The sequence below is a fragment of the Endozoicomonas sp. 8E genome, assembly GCF_032883915.1.
Lineage (GTDB): Bacteria > Pseudomonadota > Gammaproteobacteria > Pseudomonadales > Endozoicomonadaceae > Endozoicomonas_A.
This window is the reverse complement of record NZ_CP120717.1, coordinates 2433936-2456204: the sequence shown is the minus strand read 5'-3', so window position 1 is coordinate 2456204 and position 22269 is coordinate 2433936. Positions and strand designations below refer to the sequence as shown.

The 22269-nt window shown below is 47.2% G+C and carries 5 protein-coding genes; all 5 read left to right on the top strand.

Annotated features, from left to right (window positions below):
• The first annotated feature begins 124 nt into the window (after positions 1-124).
• The 5 genes from P6910_RS08225 (at position 125) to P6910_RS08205 (ending at position 22239) form a co-directional block, all read left to right on the top strand.
• The gene (locus P6910_RS08225; RefSeq protein ID WP_317145788.1) at positions 125-6088 is read left to right on the top strand and encodes a hypothetical protein; all 5964 of its coding nucleotides are present in this window, start codon (positions 125-127) and stop codon (positions 6086-6088) included.
• A 294-nt stretch (positions 6089-6382) separates the two neighbouring features.
• The gene (locus P6910_RS08220) at positions 6383-16414 is read left to right on the top strand and encodes a hypothetical protein (protein ID WP_317145787.1); all 10032 of its coding nucleotides are present in this window, start codon (positions 6383-6385) and stop codon (positions 16412-16414) included.
• A gap of 150 nt (positions 16415-16564) precedes the next feature.
• Positions 16565-16915 carry a hypothetical protein gene (locus P6910_RS08215; RefSeq protein ID WP_317145786.1) on the top strand — a complete coding sequence of 117 codons (351 nt, stop codon included), beginning with the start codon at positions 16565-16567 and terminating at the stop codon, positions 16913-16915.
• 71 nt (positions 16916-16986) lie between these two features.
• Positions 16987-17235 (top strand): hypothetical protein, encoded by a 249-nt coding sequence (locus P6910_RS08210; protein ID WP_317145785.1) that lies wholly within the window; start codon positions 16987-16989, stop codon positions 17233-17235.
• Positions 17236-17259: 24 nt separating this feature from the next.
• Positions 17260-22239, top strand: a complete 4980-nt coding sequence (locus P6910_RS08205; RefSeq protein ID WP_317145784.1) for a hypothetical protein — start codon at positions 17260-17262, stop codon at positions 22237-22239.
• The last annotated feature ends 30 nt before the right edge of the window (positions 22240-22269 follow it).

Here is a 22269-nt window from a genome sequence, read left to right as displayed (position 1 = left end):
AGCCACCCAAAAGCAACCGGTATAAAAGGATACATACCGGTTTCTTTCTGATTGGGCTACCAATTAACACCTGTAAGAAACCACTTTCCACACTAATCGGTGTACTCATCTCCGAGGTAGTAGAATGACAAATGCTTGCCCCAATGCTTTAAGCCTTGCTGTAATCGCTGTAATCGGCTCGTCCTTCACTGGCACACAAGCACTGGCTGATCGATGGCTGCAGACCAAATCTATCCATATTCAGGCCAGTGGACATGAGGAGTTTCCCCACAGTGAAGTCATGGTTCGACCAACTTTAGGTCTTGACCAGCAGCCAATACCCAACTCCTTTACAACCACCTACCCTTATACTATCGACAGAGAAAACTGCTATCACCTCCCTACTCCAAGCTTTACACAAATAATTTCTAATGTTGAAGGCGAAGTTTCCAGTGTTGATCTGTTTCAAACAGGCGACAATGGCGTTGCTCAAAAATACACCAAAGTCCTGAAGTTAGATGATGAGGAAGTCTTCAGGTTCACCCATAACCTTGAAGAAACGAAACTGTTCATTGAAGTCAGAGCCGGAATGACCGATCAGGATTCAATTAATGCTGTTCGTGCATTTCATGCCGAGCAACCATTAGAACCGTTAACGAAAATCGCCGCCCCCCTGCAACTGGCTGAATTGCTGGCAGCTGTCTACGATAGAAAAGGAAAGCTGGGCGCCAATGATCACTATATTGCCCTTGCCACCATTGAAGTAGAAAAAGTTGAAGTGTATGGACGTACTTTCATGCGTCTTATCGCTTCGGGGAATCAGCCCCCTGCACTGCAGCGTCTGGGTCAGTCACTCTTTATCAATGACGAGGCCCTTCTGACAGCAGCCACCTCTGCCTATATCCAGGTTCATGTCCTGAGAGAGGACTTACAACAGCAGGCCCTTAAGGAACTCATGGCCCACAGCAAACCCGTTGGCTATGTTGTACACGTCGACGATGACACAAAGTTTTATCCTGTGCCTGCGGGTTATCCAAAACTTGAAGTAGCAGAAGCTTCGGGGAAGGAGATTGTTTTCCATGGTCAGAGACTGAGTCCGAATGATATAGCCTTTGTAGAAAAGCTCTGTAACCTCTATTACCTCTGGAAAGAAGTTGAGGGTAATAACCCCGTCCCTGCAGTGGTAGCAAAGGTTAAAAAACATGAGGTCAGAAACTACCAGCACGTTATTCGAAGCAGGCAGATGGCAATACTTGAGGAGTATGTTGCGCGGCACGATGCTGTCGTTCACGATGATCAACCGACGACGCTGACAAACGAAGATAAACTGGCAATAGATGCACTTGCTCACTATGAATACCTCCAGCAGGCTTTGGCCAGTAATGCTCCAGCTCGTTCGATTCAGGTCCCTGAATTTGAATTCACCTTGGAACACATCAGGGTTGCTTCGTCGGTCATCACGCCACAATGGCTGCATTCTCAACTCATAGAACACTTCAACTTCAAACCCGTATTCAGAAATCTTCTGATTAACCCGCATTTTGTCCAAAATATTCAGAGTGTTGTACCCGTTAACAACGATGACAGCCAGGCGCAGACCAGTCATCGTGAGAAGGACAAAAAGTTTGCTGCCAGAGTCATAGGAGACATGAACAGACAGCTGCTTAATAAACTGGACAAACTGTACGCAAAAGAAAGTGACCTCTTAAGACTTCATAACTACTTAAAGTGCAGAATCGAAGTAACCAGTCCCAGTCGTAAGGAAAAGCTGAGAGAGGAGCAACAACGCTATTGGGAAGTTAAGGATGAGCTTGCAAAGATTCATGTCGAACTGGAATATCTGGAAAATCTGGAACTGAAACTTCTGCTGGATGCTCAACGAATCCCGGAGCTGGAAACACAAGTTCGTACTATCAGAGCAGATGTCACAAAAGCGCTTAACGCTGAAATAGCAGCAGAGCTTGGTATTGATAACTGGGATGATACCCAGCCAACAGAAAAACAAAACAGACTCATGAGAAAGAAAATTCATGAAATCATGCAATTGTTGGCTGCAACAGAAAAGCCCGATAAAGAAACTCTAAATACAAAACTGGTAGTTACTGACCAACAACATCTTCAGCAACAGGGCACCCAAACAGATGCTGAAAGAGAAGCAGAAGTCAAAGCCCACTATACAGCCATTGCCAGTCATTTAAACACCATGAATTTTGATAGCAATAAATATGGAGTACTTGGGAAACTGACCGCCGTGGAAAGAACCCTGAATATGGATGACCCCGATAGCGTCGATGACGTGTATCACCGTCGTCAAGCCATTTCTGAAGAAATTCAGACATACATCATAAAAATCAGACAGCAGGCAGAGGAAGATGCTCTTAAAATACTGCAAACAGTAGAAGAAATATTCAAAATCCAAGTCAACAAAGACGATCACAAAACAGCAAGGCTTGAAAGGGTTCGTACAAAACTTGACAGCAATGATGTCTCAGAAGACACGCTGAATACGATAGAACATGCCCTCTCAAAAGAAAAGATCATACCTGCGAGCGTAAAAAAGGCATCAAAACTCAGGAAGATTCAAGGGCATCTTACCTACCATGTCGAAAACACAGATGCGCGAGTCTTTAAACAACAGAAAGACCTGCTTGAAGTTGTAGAGCACGTTCTGCTTATCTCCTCCAATATAAACTATGGAGCTATAGAAAAAGGCAAAGCTTTCGTTGCTAAACTGGCCAATGATCTGGGGTTAAATATTGAAAACAATGACTACCTGTACGACAACAAGTATGTTATTGCAAACAAAATTCTGTCATTGATGACAGAAGTAGACGAAGCCTATGGCGATGAAGATGTCAGAAGACGCAGAAACAATGAAATTGCTTCTCAACTCAACATTGAGGTCTATAAAGATGACGCCAGCATAGACGACCAAAAAATTCTAATTAAAGGAAAACTACAACAGCTGAATGAAGAAGTTTCCAAAGCAGGTATTGTCAGTATTAATGAGCATATCACAGCCATTGATACAGAACTTGACAGACAATTAGCCCACCTGGGACCTAAACCCCGATACGTTCTTGATCGTGAGGTAGCCAGAGCCAGACAAGCAATACAAAAAGCTGAAACAGAGCTAACAGATGTTCATCGAAAACTGAATACGCTTCGTGGCAAAAACGTGTTATTTGCCGGGAGTCGTGATGACCTCCGACATATCTCGGATAAATACGACACAGTTATCAATCAGGTAATGAAAGAATCTCAGACCGACTTGGCGCTGGATGCAGGTAACGAACAACACCCTGAAGAGATAACGGAGGATGTCAAAGATTTCCTGTCGGGATACAGCAAAGAGAAACGGGATTTAATCGTTGAGCAACGGGTAGGCAAAACAAATACCAACACCCAGATAAAAGGAAATGACGAAATTTTATCGGAAGATGCTGATTACTTTATTGTCATTCGGGGCAGAAGAGATAATCATGATCAAGACAAAACCCATGAATTCGATGAACGATTGGGTGAACTGCCTTCACTCAGGAAAAAGTACTTTCGGGTCAGGCAACTACTGCGTGTTCACGACAAGAAAAACAGTGAGTTGACCAATGCACGGCTTGAAGAGAGGAACGCGCAAGAAAGTCTGGACCTTAAAAAAGAGGAGATCAAGCGTTTTGGAAACACCGGTGAGAAGGCTGAAACCGAAAATAAGAACGAAATAACCCTGCTGAATACAGCCCTGGAGCAGAGAAGTGAAGCGGCATCAAAAGCAGAAGAGGACCTGATCGATTTTCATAAAACGTTTCTTGACCCCATGGAAAAAACCATGGGTCTTAAACCAGACGCCACTGACACCAATGAACACCGGGTTAATGCACTGAGAAACAGGCTGGTAAAACTGGGCGGTAATGATGGTTCTGGCGGCAAGATCCAGCAACTGACTCAGGAGCAGGCCCGTCTGGAAAGTGAGATTGAAGTCAGGGAAGCAAACATTGAGAGAATGAAGGAAGTTCTGAGGGCTGCAGAGAAAGCCGTCGAAAATGACGGCGGTCCCTTCCAGTTCACGCCAAGACAGGTAAAAATTCTGACCGATATGGACACCTTCACACAGCAGCACCCTCTCAGGCAACAGGCTCTGGATGCAGCACTGGGCCTGGCAGACTTAGCAGTCAACAGCGGTAAAACAATACCCAGACTTGCGACGTTTGATTTTAACGGTGAATTTGCACCGCTTCGCCTGCAGGCGCTGGTCGGAGACGATCTGATATTTGATCAGGCCGGTCGGATGGTGGAAGTCTTCAAGAGCCTGAAGACGAGCTTCCCTTTCGAGCCCGCAGATGATCAGCCTCAGAATGTCATTGAAGAAGTCCAGAATCTGGCGCTCAGGGCCAGGAATGAGATAAAAACCGGGACTCAACAATACGACAACGAAATTCATGGCATGGGTAAAAGAGCCACTCACTTCGTCGAGCATAAACCAGGGGACCTGAAAGACTTTTCGGAATACTTCGCTGCCCACTCTGTCAGTGGTGACAGGATCATTACCCTGCTGCGGGAAGGCCTGATCAGCAAGATTGAGCTTGAGAACTACATGAAGGCCATCAGAGGTGTCGATGGTTATCAGACAGTGGATGAATTTGAACACTTCCTTGGCTACAAACACGACGTCCATGTACCCAACTTCAAGAAGGTTGTCCGGATGTTGTCCGATAAGGCTGTTGAGGCATTCATGCAAAGTGCCTTTGACCCCATAGCTGTCACAGCCACTGGCCCGACGGGTATGAAAGAGTCTGTTGCCGGCATGAAAGAGTACGCAGCTGCGGTCATCGCCAACTACGTTCTTGACGATATTGCCTTTGAAAACGGTCGCAGGACGGCAGCCTTCCTGACCAATGTCCGGGATACCCTGAAGCCTTATGCCCATGCTGCCGGAATATCTGAATCAGACCTGATCGAAACTGTTCATGGCACATTAATACAGGCCCATGCCGCAGCGGTTGAACGACAGCTACTGGATTACTGGGTCAAGCCTTCAGCCTTTCTGGTACAGGCTGTCACCTGGTACTTCTCCAGCTACAAACCCCTGCTGACCACCCACAGCACCTGGCAGGCTGCTGAGCTATCCCTCTCAAACATGTCGTTCCTCTATCTTCTGGATCTGACCAACAGGGGTGATTACCTGCATCGGATGCTGACACCTTTCCAGCACTGGCTGGAACGTTATGGTGTTGATCTTGATCGAACCGGGCAATATGTCTACCACAGTGGAATTGAACAAATCTCTGAATTAGGTGGGCTGGCCATGCCATTGGGTAAATCCGCTTCCTCCGTCATTCTGCTGAGAACCGGCTCCATGCTGTTTGCCAGACAGTACAACGCCAACCCGCAGATGTATCGCAGCATTTCCCGTCTGGTGCCGGAAATAGTGAAATCCATGGGTTCCGGACAGGGAGTTCAGATACCGCTGCTGCACAGGGTGACGCCAAAAAAAGTAAAAACTCTGGCCTCGGCCACAGCCGGCCTCGTGCTGGGCCCAGTAGCCACTGTCGGAGCATACGCCCACGGCCTTATATCAGGGTTTACCTATGCCCAAACCTTCGGATTCGCGCTGGCGTCGAGTCTCGCTTTCGACTTCTTTATGAACGACAACAGGATGCTCACTCAGTGGCTGGGTGGTCCTCTGGGCCGCAGTCTGGATGAGATTAATCGCTGGACAGGCCTGGGTGAAACGGACGATGAGTATGTGAAACGTACCTCTGTAGTCATGCCTCAACGCTTCAGTGAAACCGATGAAGAGTATACAAATCGTGTTAAAGCCCAGGGCACGATGTATGGCTGGACTCGACACGAAAATTACCTGCAGTTCCGCGAACGCCGAGATCGCACCATGAAACTGTTTGCGAATAGCTGGGAGAAATACTTCAGGGAAAGTGTGCCTAAATGGTCTTTCTCCCACGCAGAAAGCATTCCTTACTCCTACACTCTGGGTGCCTTCTATACATTGCAACAGGGCGATGGTAAGACAGCTACTTTTCATGACAAGAGAAATGCTCTTCAAGCCACATCAACTATCAGAAGTAGTGCAGCGTCTGGAAAAAAACCACAGCCGTGAAAGCAGCACTGGCTGGCTTCTTTCACACCAGGCTGTTGATTAAGCCCTGCTAAAAGGTATGAATGTATTCCTTCCCTGAAAAGTCACTCAATTTTACTGCCACTGCACTTTACTACTGTGAACTAAATTTGCTCAGTAGCTAACCGGATTTGCCACTGTGAACTAAATTCTCTCAACAGCTTACCGAAACTGCCATGAGCGATTATCCGCCATGAGCGAGTGAAAGCTGCCTCCTCGCCCGGTTCGGCAGTCAATTTTCACAGTAAGCAAAGCATTCAACTCTGAGGTAGTAGAATGACAAATACTCGCCCCAATGCATTAAGCCTTGCAGTGGCCGTTGCAATCAGTTCTTCCATCTTTGGTACACAGGCACTCGCCGAACGCAAGCTACAAACGAAATCGATCAATATTCCAGACAATGGACATGCGGAATTCACGCGTAGCGAGGTCATAGTTCGGCCAACGTTAGATGATGACCTGCAGCCAATCCCCAAATCCTTTACCACCACCTACCCTGATCAGGCTCAGGTCAGAAGAGGCTTCGACGTTCCTTCTGAAGGCTTCACAGAGGTTCTTTCCGGCATCGAGGGTGGCGTTTCCAACGTTGATCTGTTTGAAACAGACGAGAATGACATTGCCCAAAAATACACAAAAGTCCTCAAGGTTGGCAATGAAGGAGTCTTCAGATTCACCCATAATCTCGCCGAAAAGGAGCTGGTCATTGAAGTCAGAAAAGGAATGATCGATCAGAATTCAATTGCAGCTATTCGAACTCAATTAGGCGACACCCAACCATTAGAACCATTAACGAAAGTTGCCGGCCCCGAACAGTTAACCGCAATACTGAAAGGCGCCAATGAAAGATCGGGAAACCTTGGCGAAGTTGATAACTTCGTTGCCCTTGCCACCATTGAAGTAGACGAAGTGGACGTAGAAGGGCGCACCTTCATGCGACTTATCGTAGCAGGCGATCAGCCTAAGCTGCAGCGCCTGGGTCAATCGCTCTTTGTTAATGATGAGGCGCTTTTCGCTGCAGCCACCTCTGCCTATACCCAGGTTCATGTTCTGGGGGAAGATTTACAAAAGGAAGCCCTGAATGATCTGTTGTCATACCATCAGCCCGTCGGCTATGTTCTTCATTTTGAGGACGAATCACAGTCTTATCGTTTGTCAGCCGGTTATCCAAAGCTGGAAGTGGAAGAGATCCGGCGGGGCGTTATTGTTTTCCGCTCTCAGAAACAAAATCCGGCCGACATCGCCTTTGTGGAAGGCCTCTACAACCTCTGGCAAGAAGATGACGCCAACAACCCCACTCCAGTAACAGCAAAGATAAAAAAAGATAAGGTCAAAAGCTACCAGTACGTCATCCGAAACAGGCAAATGGAACTGCTGGAGGAGTTGGCTGAACAGTATGATACTGTAGTTGGCAGAGCTGAACTGATTACGCTTGCATACTATGAATCTCTCCAGCAGGCGTTGACCAATGCCAGACCGGATCAAGCCGATGATTTTGAATTAACGATAGAAGACATCAGACAGGCTTCGTCAGTGGCGACGACAACCTGGATACAGAATCAACTCGAAAAACACTTCAGCTTTAAACCCATAATTAAAGATCTTCTGGCTAATCAGCTCTTTATTCAGGATATTCAGCAAGTGGTAACCGGTATCAACCAGGCCCGGAATGGTGATCCCGGGGTCAAGAGAAAGTTTGCCAGCATCATTTCCAAACAGCTGGTTGAGATGGAAAACATGCAGAAAGAGCTGCAAACAGAAGCACGCGGACTCACCCGGCTTAGAGACCAGTTAAAGCTCACAATGAAGAAAACCTCCACCATTGTAGAGAAAAAACTCAGAGCACTTCAACTCAAGCGACAAGTAGAGGATACGCTTGCAGAAAATCGTAAATTGAGGGATGAACTGCAAAACCCGTCAGGAGAAATTCAGCAGGAGATCAAAGGAATTCTCAGGCTGGAGCAACAAATTCGTGATGGCAGAGCAGATGCCACGAAAGCTTATAATATTCAACAAGTACAGAAGCTGGGTATTGATAACCGGGATGATACCCCGCTAATAGAAGAACAAGAAAGACTCATCAAAGAAAACATTCACACAATCTACAGACCGGTCGCCGCAACAGCAAAGTCTTATGAAGAAGCTTTAAAAGCAAAACCGGCAGCCATTGATGGCGAGCCCAATATGGCTTTAGTCAATAAGGACAATCTGAGTGCCCTTCAATTCATTGAAATGCAGCTGCAAAAAAACAGTGAGGAATTCCGAAAAAATCTGGCAATCTTTGAAGGTCAGCTCGGCCTGGTTACGGAAAATGAAGATGACCTTGAAGCCCGTTACCAGACCATTCTTCAGCACCTTCAGCAGCAGAGACTTGAGGCCGTACAACAACATGGTCAGAATCAACAAGAGCAGGAAGAACTGAAAAACTGGTTAGAGAAACTTCAGCAGGAAGCCAAACGAATTCAGCAGCTGGAAAAAAATGTTGGTATTGCCAGAGCCATTGCAGAAGAACACAACATTGAAGTAGCAGCAAAGCTTGGTATTGATAACTGGGACGATAGCCAGCCACTGGAAGAACAAGCCAGACTCATCAGAATAAAATTTCATGAAATCAACCAGTCGCTGGCCGCAACCTATGCCGCAATGGAACAGTCTGATGAAGATGCTGTAAAAGTAAAACTGGCAGCCATTGAAAGTCAGTTCGATCTTACCGGGGGCCTTAAAGAAGATCTGGGAGCCCGCTTTCATTACATTCAACAGTTCCTGCAAAAGGCTGAAATGTCCTGGGGCCTCCACGAACAAGCTATCACTGAAAGTCAAACCGGCCTGATCCCGGACAACGAAGCAGAACTTGAAGTCCCTCACCGAACCATTCAACAGCCCCCTGAGCAGCAGGGACCTGAGATCGTGCAACAACAACTTCAGAATCAAAAAAAGCAGGAAGAACAGAAAATCTGGTTAGAGAAACTTCAGCAAGAATCCAATCGAATTCAAGAGCTGGAAGAACAAGTACATGATGCCAGAGCAGACGCCACAAAAGATCGCAATGCTCAAACGGCAGCAGAACTTGGTATTGATAATTGGGACGATACCTTGCCACTCGAAGAACAAGCAAGACTCATCAGAAAAAAAATTCAGGAAATCAAACTACCGTTTGCCGCAACAGAGCAGACCGATGAAGAAACGGAAAAAGCACAACCGTCAGACATTGGAAACAAGCGTCGTCTTATTTTGGCCAATGAAGACCAGCTGGAAGCCCTTCACCAGAGCATTCCTGGACACTTTGAGCCGAATGAACAGAAAGAGTGGGTAATGAAACTTCTGGAGAAAGCCGATCAGGTTCCACTGCTGCAAAAGCAACTTCATACTGTCAGGAGAAATGGCAGAAAAGCTCACTACGCTCATACAGCATCAAAGCTTGGTATTGATGACTGGGATGATAACCTGCCACTCGATAAACAATTCGGACTCATAGTAAAAAAATTTAGTGAAATATACGCATCAATGGCAGCAGCAGGGCAGTCTGATGAAGAAGCTCTATCAGCAGAACCAACAGCCATTGGTGGTCGGCGCGGTATTGCTTCGGTCAATAAATACAATCCGAACACCCTTCTGTTCATTCAACAACGGCTACAACAACAAGAAATAATACTACCCAAACGGGAAGTACAGGAAAGGCTGACTATCTTTGAGAATTATCTTGGTCTGGTTCCGGAAAACAAAGATGACCTTGAAGCCCGACACCAGGCCATTCAGCAGCACCTTAAGCAGCAGGCAACCGAGATCGTTCGACAGCCTGTTCAGAATCAACTTGAGCAAGAAGCCGATCGAATTCAAGAGCTGGAACAACAAGTTCGTGATGCCAGAGCAGATGCCACAAAAGCTCGTAACGCTCAACTGGCAGCGGAGCTTGATATTGATGACTGGGATGATACCCAGTCATCCGAAGAACAAGCCAGACTTATTAGAAAAAAAATTGATGGGATGAAACCATCAGTTGCGGCAACAGGACAGCCTGATGAAGAAGCTGCAACAGCAAAACCGGCCGCCATTGGCGGCAAACGCAGTATTACTACAATCAATGGAGACGATCTGGATACCTTTGAATTCGTTCAACAGCGACGGCTACTGCAACAGAACGAAGCACCAACCGATGAGGAGGCCCAGGAAAGACTGTCTTTTTTTGAAGACAAGCTTGGCCTGGTTCCGAACGATGAAGACGACCTTGAAGCCCGTCTCCGGGGTATTCAGCAGCGCACTGAGGAGCGGTCAGTTGAGATCGAACAACAATATATAAACAATCTAAATGAGCTGGAAAGACGCAGAAACTGGATACAGCTTATTAAGAATCAAGTCGATCGAATTCCAATTCTGAAAAGAGAAGCTCGTGACAAAGTTGCAACAAAAACTCAAAAATACAACTCTCAACTGGCGGCAGTGCTTGGTATCCATGGCTGGGATGATACCCAGCCAATAGAAGAACAATTCAGACTTATCAGAGAAAAAATTCTTGAAATCAGGCAACCGGTTACCGCAACATCAATTGCCCCAACACCGGTTACCAGAACGCCGGTTGCCACCACATCGGTTGCAGCAACAGCACAGTCCCGGGAAGAAGCTGTCAAGGAAGAACTTACGGCCATTGAGAGCAAGCACAAGATTACTCCAGACAATGAAAACGATCTGGATGCCCGCTATCGGTTTCTGCAACAGCACCTGCAGCAAGAAAAGGCAGAAAAAAACGATTTAAGGAGGGCAGTCGAGAATAATCTGGCTAAGATTGAAGGTCAGCTCGGTCTGGTCCCGGATAACGAAATTGACCCGGAAGTCCGTAGTCATGCCATTAAGCAACGCCTTAAGGAGAAGGATACTCAGATCGCTCAACAACGGCATCTTCTGCAACAGTTCACAAAGACAAAGACTGAAATCAAAGCCCAATATGCAAGTATTGCCGCTTATTTAAACATTCAGAATTTTGATAGCAATGCAGATGTTGAAGATCAACAAGAACGCCTGCTTCAAAAACTTATTAAAATAAATCTTCAACTGGAAGCTCTGCCTCATCCAAAACTGCAACAACAACTTCGTGATACCGGCGAAGAGGCCGGAAAAACTGATAACACCCAACGGGCAGCAGACCCTGGTATTGATGACAGGGATGATACCCAGGCACCAGAAAAAAAACCCGGACTTATCAGCCATAAAATTCATGAAGTCAAGCAATCGGTTAGCGCAAGATCCATTGCCACTACGCCGGTTAGCACAAAGCCTCTTGCCACTGCATCGATTGTCCCAACACCGGTTAGCGCAACACCTCTTGCCACAACACCGGTTATCGCAACAGGAGCCGCAAAAGCACATTTTCGGGAAGAAACTTTAAAGGAAAAACTGGCAGCCATTAATAGAAAGCAAGATATGTCTCCAGACGATGAAAACGATCCGGATGCCCGCTATCGGTTCCTTCAACCGCACCTGCAGGAAATACTGGAACAAACCGATCAGGCAATCCTGAATAATCTGGCTATGATTGAAGGTCTGCTGGATATGGCCCCTAATAATAAAAAGGATCCCGAAGTCTATCGCCAGACCCTTCATCACCACCTCAAGGCCCAAGAAGTTCAGATCAATCAACAACATCTTCAGCGACAGAGCACCCTGACACAGGCTGAAACAGATGCTAAAAGAGAAGCTGAAATCAAAGCCCGCTATGCGTCCATTACCGCTCATTTAAACCCTCAGGATGTTGACAGCGATGGAGCTGATGAGGTTCAACAAGCCTCTCTGATTCAAACATTTAAAAGAATAAATGTTCATCTGCAATGTCTGCATCAACAACTTTATAGAATGGGCTTTCAACGCAATACAGAGCATTCTTGCACCCTGGCCATTATAGATTCTCTGGCAAAGCCTCTTGCTATTGATCCGAATGAAGACAGCACACTGCAAAATCACGCCATCCCGGAGTCAACATTACAAGACAAGCTCTTAAAGCTTTCAGAGTACGAAAAAAAGCTGGAACAAGAGCTGGAAGACATCAGAACACCAGGCCACCCCAAAGCCATGCCTGAAGTCATTGGGACACTTTTTGCCGTGGAAAGAGTCCTGAAGCTGGAGCGGCTTTACCGTGAAGAGGACGATGTGTATTTCCATCGTCAGGCTGTTTCTGAAGGTATACGGATGTTCATCACAGAAGCCAAACAGCGGTCAGCGCAAAATGCCCTGATTGAACTGGAGTTTCTGGAAAAAGTATTAGACATCCAAAGCAATGCAGATGATGACAAAGCAGCAAGACTGGAAAGGGTTCGTACAAGACTTGATGGCGGTGATATATCAAATTACAAGCTGGTTGAAATGATCGAGATCCTCTGGTGTGAGCTGGACAGACATGATCTGGAGGCACTGAAGGGAGATCTGTTAGAGACGGATCTCAAACTCATCACAATTCGTGAGCGTCTTGCCTTTGTAATCGAAGAGTCTGATCAGCGAGCCATAGAAAAGCAGGCAGAATACCTTTTGGCTATAGAAGACCAGCTGGCGATCAACTCTCATAATAACCCTGCTGCTATAGAAAAAGGCAAAGCTTTCACGGCTAAACTGGCCGGTGATCTGCACTTGGAGTTTGAACAGGATGATAACCTTTCTGACCAGAAGGATGCTCTCAGAGGCAAAATTCAGGCATTAAGAGAAGAAGTAAACGAAATCTATGACGATGAAGGCGGCAAAAGAATCAGTAACAATCAAATTGCTGATCGACTTAACATTAAGAACTATAGATATCGTGCCAGTATAAACGAACAAAAGAGTCTAATTGGCGCAAAACTTGATCAGCTGGATGAAGAAGTTTTCAAAGCGGGTCAGCCTGGCGTTAACGAGCGTATCGCAACCATTGAAAATGAGCTTGACAAGCAAATCGCTCGTCTGGGACCTAAACCCCGATACGTTCTTGATCGTGATCTGGCTAAGGCCAGGCGTGCAATAAAATCAGCTGAAAGTCGACTGGCCGTAGTTAATCGCAAGCTGTATGAGATTCGTGGCAAACACGTGGTATTTGCGAGGAGCCTTGCCAACCAGCAGCACCTTTCGGATGAAGACAAAACGATTGTCAACCGGGCAATGAAAGAATTTCAGACCCACCTGGGTCTGGGTGCAGGTGACTCACAACCCCCTGAAGAACGACTGGAGAGCGTCAAACATTACCTGCGGGGTTGCAGTCAGGAACAGCGGGATAACATCGTTGAGCAACTGAGAGCCAAAACAAACAGGAACATTGAGATAAAAGGAAATGTCCTCAGTTTTACGGAAGAAGCTGATGACTTTATGGTCGTTCTGAACAAAAACACCCATGATCTGGACAAAACCTATATACCCTTTGGATCATTGGGTGAACTGGCTTTAACCCGGACAAAGAACTCTCAGGTCAGGCAATTCCTGATTGACCACGACAAGAAAAACTTAAAGGTAACCAATGCGCAGCTTGAAGAGAGGAATGCACGATATAAGCTGGACCTTAAAAAAGAGGAGATCAAGCGTTGTGAAAACACTGATGACATGGCTGAAACCATACATAAGAACGAAATAGCGCGGCTGAATCTGGCCCTGGAGCAGAAAAGTAAAGAGGTATCAAAAGCAGAAGAAGACCTGACGGATTTTCATAAAGCGTTTCTTGCCCCACTGGAAAAAACTGTGGGACTTAAACCAGACGCCACCGACACCAGTGAACACCGGGTTAATGCCCTGAGAAACAGACAGTTACAACTTGGCGGACACGATGGCACTGGCGGCAGGATCCAGCTACTGACTCAGGAACAGGCCCGTCTGAAAGGCGAGATTAAAGCCGTGAAAGCAGATATGGAGAGAAAGAAGGCAGTCCTTAAGACTGCAGAGAAAGCTGTCGAAGATGAGGGCGGTCCCTTCCAGTACACGCCGAGACAGGTAAAGGCTCTGGAAGCTATCCACAAATTCTCGAAGGAACACCCTCTCAAAAAACAAGCTCTTGAGGCCACCATTGGCCTGACAATAGTAGCATCAAGTAGCGGTAAGCCCCCCCTCACGATTTTCAATTTTGACGATGATTTCGCACCGATTCGCTTGCAGGCAAGGGCCGGAAGCAAACTGACGTTTCAACAAGCCTGTCGGATTGTGGAAATTTTCAGGAACCTGAAGACAGCTTTCCCGCCTCCCCTGCCTTCAGAAGATCAATCCAGGAATGTTTTCAAAGAAATCCGTACTCTGACGAGCAGGGCATGGAATGAGATAAAAAGCGGGGCACAAGAATATGACGACGAAATCTTTGGCATAGGCTCAGCCGGTATTCACTATGTCGGACACGAACCAAGGGACCTGAAAGACTTCTCGGAATACTTCGCTGCCCACTCTGCCAGTGGTGGCAAGATCATAGCTTTGCTGCGTGATGGTCTGATCAGCAAGGTTGAACTTGAGAACTACATGAAAGCCGTCAGAGGTATCGATGGTTCTCTGCCAGCAGATGAATTTGAACACGTTCTTGGCTACAGGCACAACGTCAATGTGCCTCGCTTCAGAGCCTTTGTCCAGATGCTGTCCAACAAGGCTGCTGAGGAATTCATGCAGAGTGCCTTTGCTAATGTGGCTGTGACTGCCGCTGGCCCGGCAGGTATGACAGAGTCCATTGCCGGCATAAAAGAGTACGCCGCTGCAGTTATCGCCAACTATGTTCTTGACGATATTGCCTTTGAAAACGGTCGCAAAACGGCCGCATTCCTGGCCAATGTTCAGGATACCCTGACACCTTATGCCAATGCAGCTGGCCTGGCTGAATCAGAGCTGATCGAGATTATCAATAGCACATTGGTGCAGGCACATGCTGCAGCGGTTGAACAGCAGCTAAATGAATACTGGCTCAAACCTTCAGCCTATCTGGTTCAGGCTGTCACCTGGTACTACACCAGCTACAAACCTCTACTGATGACCCACACCGCCTGGCATGCTGCCGACCTGTCCCTCTCAAGTATGTCGTTCCTCTATCTTATGGATCTGACCAACAGAGGGGATTACACGCACAGGATGCTCACACCTTTCCAGCACTGGTTGGAACGCTACGGTGTTGATCTTGACCGAATCGGCCAATATGCCTACCACAGAGAAATTGAAAAATTCTCTGAAGCAGGCGGGCTGGCAATGCCATTGGGCAAGGCCATTTCCTCAGTCATTCTGCTCAGAACCGGCTCCATGCTCTTCGCCAGACAGTACAACGCCAACCCCCATAGGTATCGCAACATTTATCGCCTGGTGCCTGAAATAGTGAAATCCATGGGTTCCGGACAAGGCGTTCAGGTGCCGCTGCTGCACCGGGTGACACCACAGGCAGTGAAAAGTCTGGCCTCTGCCACAGCCGGCCTCGTGCTGGGTCCGATTTCCACTGCCGGAGCATACGCCCACGGTCTGTTATCAGGATTTACCTACGCTCAAACCTTTGGGTTCGCTCTGGCGTCGAGTCTTGCTTTTGACTTCTTCATGAACGACAACAAGATGCTCACTCAATGGCTGGGTGGTCCTCTGGGCCGGGGTATTGACAGGATTAATCGCTGGCGAGGTGTGGGTGAAACGGACGCTGAATATGTGAAACGCACGGCTGTTGCCACGCCACAACGCTTCAATGAAACCGGTGAGGATTATGTAAACCGTGTTAAGGCAAGCAAAAGGATGCTTGGCTGGACGCGTCATGAAAATTATCTGCATTTCCGAGAACGCCGGGATCGCACCATGATGATGTTTGAGAATGGCTGGGAGAAATACTTCAAGGAAAATGTACCTAAATGGTCATTCTCCCATGCAAAAAGTGTTCCTTACTCTTACACTTTAGGTGCCTTCTATGAATGGCAAAAGGCCGATAATAAGAAAGCTCCTGTTGATTATGATAGGAATGCCCTTCAATCAAGCTTTCTACAGGAAGCCTCAGGCGATCGGCTAAATACTGATACGAACGGGTATAAGGGGAAAAGAGCCGGTGAGTCAACCAGGCAAAAAGCAACTACCGGCAGTGCCACGCCAGTGCTCCACGAAACACCGGTGATGACTTCAGTTGAAGCGCTTCTTTGCGAGTCCACGGAGACTTCTCCGGTGACAAAGCCTGAAGTTATTCCCCCCATTAAATTGGATGAATTCAGAGAAAGCGACTCAAGGAAAAGCTCTGAACCTGCGCCGATAACAGCCGCGACACCAACTGCAGCGCCTGAGGAACCCCCGGCAGCTGTAAAACCAGCAATCGCTGGTCTTGCGTTCAAACTTGATGAAGATCGGGGGGACGATAAAAATCCCCGGGACGAACTCTGATATCAGAAGCCAGCAGATGCTCACTTCATAGCCATCCAGAGGAAGCCGTTATAAAGGAATTCATACTGCTTTCTCTCTCTGATTGGGCTACCGATTACTCCTATGAAGAGGTATGAAAAAATGTATTCCACCCCTGAGAAAACAACTCAAATGAATGACCCTAGGGTCAATTCAGAAAAAGAGACATTTAATTGGAAGGCTGATGCTTCCTTCGCCCTCGGGAAACCCGAGCCAATAAAGTGGCTATCTGTCAAAACGCTCCAGGCTTTTGCTATTTCGGGGGCCTCGTTCCTGATCATTCTAATGGCATTGGGCTTTGCCTCAGTGAACTATGCAGACTTAAGCGGAGTAGAGGACGACGATGATCAACCCGAAACTGAACAGTTCATGTTTGATGATGATGACTCCGGTACTCCGGAACCAGCTCCCTATGAACCGAATCTTGATGAAATGGAAGATCAGGGAGAACTCGAAGGTTATGATCCCGATGAAGCAGATTAGCTCGGGCTCTGACCCGGAGATTTGTAAAAGAACTAAAAACCACCATTTATCTCGACGAGGATAGAAACATATTGTCGCTTTCTGGAAAACAGCATAAAAACCTGTGGACTTGTCAGCTTCTTTCTGGCTTACAAACTGCGCTGGCAATCGCTTACAAGGCTAAATGGCCATGTGAACTGAGCCGGAAAGAAGCGCTACTCCTCAGTTGCATCCAGACCCTCTTGTTGTGTGCTTTCCGGAAAATACAGGCATTTGATGGCCACGAGCGATTAGAAGTCGCTCCCCTGCCAAATATGGCAATCACTTTTCACGGTAGTTAAAGTACTCAGTCCAGAGGTAACAGAATGACAAATGCTCGCCCCAATGCATTACACCTTGCGGTGGCCGTTGCAATCGGTTCTTCCATCTTTGGTACACAGGCGTTGGCCGATCGCAGGCTGCAGACAAAATCTGTCGATATTCTGGGCAGTGGACACGTGGAGTTTATCCATAGTGAGGTCATGGTTCAGCCAACTTTAGGTGATGACCAGCAACCCATCCCTAAATCCTTCACAACCACCTACCCTGATCAAACTGAAGTCAGAGCGGGCTATGACGTTCCTTCTAAAGGCTTCACAGACGTACTTGCTGGCATAGAAGGTGGCGTTGCCAGTGTTGATCTGTTTGAAACAGACGAGAATGACGTTGCTCAGAAATATACCAGAGTCCTGAAGGTAGGTGATGAGGGCGTCTTCAAGTTCACCCATAACCTTGCAGAAAAGCACCTGGTCATTGAAGTCAGAAAAGGTATGACTGATCAGAATTCAATTGAGGCCGTTCGAGCTCAATCAGGTGACATCCAACCAATAGATCCGACAACAAAAATCGCCGGCCCCGAACAGCTGGCTGCAGCACTGAAAGGTGCCCATGTAAGAGCGGGAAACCTTGGTGCGAGCGATGACTATGTTGCCCTTGCCACCATTAGAGTAAAAAAAGTTGAAGTGCTCGGGCGCACTTTTATGCGCCAAATTGTTTCAGGCGATCAACTTCCTGAACTGCAGCGCCTGGGGCAATCGCTCTTTGTTAATGATGAAGCTCTTTTAGCAGCAGCCACCTCTGCCTATGCCCAGGTTCATGTTCTGGGGGAAAAACTACAACAGAGAGTTCTCAATAAACTACTGTCGTACCATAGACCTGTCGGCTATGTTGTACACGCCGAGGATGACACACAGGCTTATACTGTGCCCGCTGGTTATCCAAAGCTGGAAGTGGATCAAGCCTCGGGGGAGATAATTGTTTTTCGTGGTCAGAAACAGAATCCGACCGATATCGCTTTTGTGGAAAGCCAGCTTGTCATCTGGGAAGAATATAAAGTTAAAGAACTCACTGCAGAGGTTAAAAAAGACAAGGTCAGAAACTACCAGTATGTCATTAGAAGCAGGCAGATGGCACTGCTGGAGGAGTTGGCTGCAAAGTTGGCTGAAAAGTACAATGCCAAACTTAACGAAGATAGCTTGTCGGAGCTTACCTATTATGAGTCTTTTCAGCAGGCATTAAACAGTGCTATTGCCGATGAAACCGATGAGTTTGAGTTCACAACAGGACACATCAGAATCGCTTCATTGGTCATCACGCCAATCTGGATGCAGTTTCAACTCATAAAAAACTTCAGCTTCAAACCCGTAATTAAAAATCTTCTGATCAACCATAATTTTGTTCACAATATTCAAAGCTTTATATCCTCTGTTAACAAAGCGATGAAGATCTTTGCTGATGGCGAAGGCAAAAAGTTTTCCTCCTTTTCCTCCAAAGTTGAGGGCGACATTAGCCAACAGATGCTTGAGATGGCAAGCACGATGGAAGTGCTGCGGGCAGGAGAGGCCGAACTCGCCGGGCAACTCGCCGGGACAGCCAAAACATTAGGCCACAGCATAAAGGCAATGGCCGCTGCCAGCGGTGAGGAAGAACTGGAACCAGAACGACTCAGTGAGAAATTTAAGGCTGAGCTTAAAGAGCTTCGTCAAACGTTCGAAGTGGTCAAAAACACGGTTTATGAACTTCGGGAGGATACCAAACGAATCCCGGAGCTGGAAAAAAAAGCCGATGATGCCGCAGCAAAAGCGACAAAAGTTCGCAACGCTCAAATGGCAGCAGGGCTTGGTATTGATGACTGGGATGATACCCGGCCAGCCGAAGAACAAGCCAGACTCATCATAGATAAAATTAATGCGATCAAGCAACGGATTACCGTAACAAGAAAGCCTGATGAAGAAGCTGCAAAAGCAAAACCGGCGGTCATTGGCGGCAAGCGAGATATTACTTCGGTTAATGAAGACGACCTGGGTATCCTTCAGTCCATTAAACAGCACCTGCAACAAAAGAGAGAACTAACTGATCGGATAATCCAGAATAATCTGGCTTACATTGATTGTCAGCAAGGTGTGCTCCCGGAAGAATTAACCGATCGGATAATCCTGAATAATATGGCTTACATTGAAGATCAGCTCGGCCTTATCCCGGTTGACGACAGGGATCTGGAAGTCCGTTGCCAGACCATTCAGCAACACATCAGGGAGCAGGACGCTCAGATCGAAAAAGAGCTGGCAGAACAGAATAACTGGATACGAAATCTTCAGGAGGAAGTCGAGCGAATTCCAATCCTGAAAAAAAAAGTTCTTGAAGCAACAGCAGCAGCCAGGCGAGATTACAACATTCAAATAGCAGCAGAGCTTGGAATTGATAACTGGGATGATACCCAGCCACCAGAAAAACAGGCCAGACTCATCAGCCAGAAAATTCATGAAATCAAGCAACCCGTTATCACAATTACCCCAACAACGGTTGCCGCAACATCGATTACCCCAACAAGGGTTTCCGCAACATCAATTGCACCGACATCAATTGCACCGACATCAATTGCACCGACATCAATTGCACCGACATCAATTGCACCAACATCTATTGCGCCAACATCGATTGCACCAACATCAATTGCACCAACATCAATTGCACTAACATCAATTGCATCAACATCAATTGCACCAACATTGACTGCCTCAGCATCGGTTGCTGCAACAGGACAGCCCCGGGAAGAAGCTTTAAAAGAAAAACTGGCAGCCATTGAAAGCAAACACGGTATCATTCCAGACAATGAAAGCGATCTGGATGCCCGCTATCGGTCCCTTCAACAACACTTGGAGCGACTAAAAGCAGAACAGGCCGATCGGGTACAGACGGCTGAGAATCATTTGGCTGACATTGAAGGTCAGCTCGGTCTGATCCCGGATAACGAAAAGGACCCGGAAATCCGTTGTCAGGCCATCAAGCAACACCTTAATGAGCAGGTAGCTCAGATCACTGAACAACAGCGACATCTTCAGCAACAGAACACCAGAACAAATGCTAAAAAAGAAGCTGAAACCGGGCTGGCCAGTGCTAATCATAATCTGGATGCTATTCGTCGCGAACAAGTGTTACCTTTGCCTTCTGCTAACGCCGAGGGCAGTGTCACGGATGAAGACGAAAAGACTCCCAATCAGGCAAGGAAACGAATTCAGACCAGGTTGGGTCTGCCTGCAGGCGATGCCCCTCCCCCTGAAGAGCCATTGGACAACGTAGAAATCGGTCAAGCGCTTGAGAAACTCGAAGCTGTCATAAACGCTATGGACACCTGGGTGGAAAATGGCAACGATTTATCGTCTTTCTCTACTGCACTTAAAGCCTATGTAGATGCTTATGGTCGTGACAAAACCAATGAAGTCGAGTACGAGCTGACTTTAGCCTGGGAAAAGTACACTCTGGTCACAAAACTTCTGGTTGAGCACGACAGAAAAAGTACGGAACTGACCAAGGCAGTGGTCGAAGAAAATATTGCACAAAATAATCTGGATCTCAGAAAAAAGGAGATTCCTGATTCCGGAGAGATCGATGAAAAGACTAAAACCTTCCATGAGCACGAAATATCTCGACTGAATTTGGACCTGAAAGATAAAAAAGCAGCTGTGACTGCCACTGACCCGACGGGTATGAAAGAGCCTTTAGCCGACACGAAAGAGTACGCACTTGCTGTCATCGCCAACTATGTTCTTGACGATATTGCCTTTGGCAATGGCCGCAGGACGGCAGCGTTTCTGGCCAATGTTCAGGATACCCTGACACCTTACGCCAATGCCGCCGGACTCTCTGAATCAGAACTGATCAAGGCTATCCATGACACATTGATGCAGGCTCATGCTGCAACGGTTGAGCAGCAGCTGAATGAGTACTGGGTCAGACCTTCAGCCTTTCTGGTACAGGCTGTCACCTGGTACTTCTCCAGCTACAAACCTCTGCTGGTAACCCATAGCGCCTCTCAGGCTGCCAAACTGTCCCTCTCAAACATGGCATTCCTGTATCTTCTGGATCTGACCAACAGAGGCGATTACGCGCACAGGATGCTGACACCTTTCCAGCACTGGCTGGAACACTATGGTGTTGATCTTGACCGAACCGGCCAATATACCTACCACAGTGGAATTGAAAAAATCTCTGAAGTGGGTGGGTTGGCCATGCCATTGGGTAAAGCCGCTTCCTCCGTCATTTTGCTGAAAACCGGCTCCATGCTGTTTGCCCGACAGTACAACGCCAACCCGCAGATGTATCGCAGCATGTCCCGCCTGGTACCCGAAATAGTGAAATCCATGGGTTCCAGGCAAGGGGTTCAGGTACCCCTGCTGCACAGGGTGACACCACAAAAAGTAAAAACTCTGGCTTCTGCCACAGCCGGTCTGGTGCTGGGCCCGGTAGCCACCTTCGGAACATACGCCCATGGTCTTTTATCCGGTTTTACCTATGCTCAAACCTTCGGATTCGCTCTGGCGTCGAGTCTCACTTTCGACTTCTTTATGAACGACAACAAGATGCTGACTCAATGGCTGGGTGGACCTCTGGGTCGAAGCCTTGACAGGATTAATCGCTGGCTGGGCGTGGGTGAAACCCAGGATGAATATTTCAAACGTACGGCCATTGCTACGCCTCAAGGCTTCAGTGAAACCGATGAAGCCTATGCAATCCGTGTTAAAGCAAGTGACATGATGCATGGCTGGACGCGGCACGAAAATTACCTCCAGTTCCGTGAACGCCGTGATCGCACCATGAAGATGTCTGAGAATGACTGGGAGAAATACTTTAAGGAAAATGTACCTAAATGGTCGTTCTCCCATGCAGAAAGCATTCCATACTCCTACACTCTTGGAGCCTTCTACAAATGGCAAGAGAGTAGTGATCAGAAGATTCACGGTCATGAAAAGAGAAATGTCCCCCAATCGAGTTTTCTACCTGCAGCCTCAGCAGACAGCCTTAAATAAAAGCTACTTCCTGGCCTGGTGTTGCAATCA

Excerpts from the sequence above, each read along its gene's own strand:
- P6910_RS08225 (WP_317145788.1), top strand. The coding sequence starts at position 125 with ATGACAAATGCTTGCCCCAATGCTTTAAGCCTTGCTGTAATCGCTGTA.
- P6910_RS08220 (WP_317145787.1), top strand. The coding sequence starts at position 6,383 with ATGACAAATACTCGCCCCAATGCATTAAGCCTTGCAGTGGCCGTTGCA.
- P6910_RS08215 (WP_317145786.1), top strand. The coding sequence starts at position 16,565 with ATGAATGACCCTAGGGTCAATTCAGAAAAAGAGACATTTAATTGGAAG.
- P6910_RS08205 (WP_317145784.1), top strand. The coding sequence starts at position 17,260 with ATGACAAATGCTCGCCCCAATGCATTACACCTTGCGGTGGCCGTTGCA.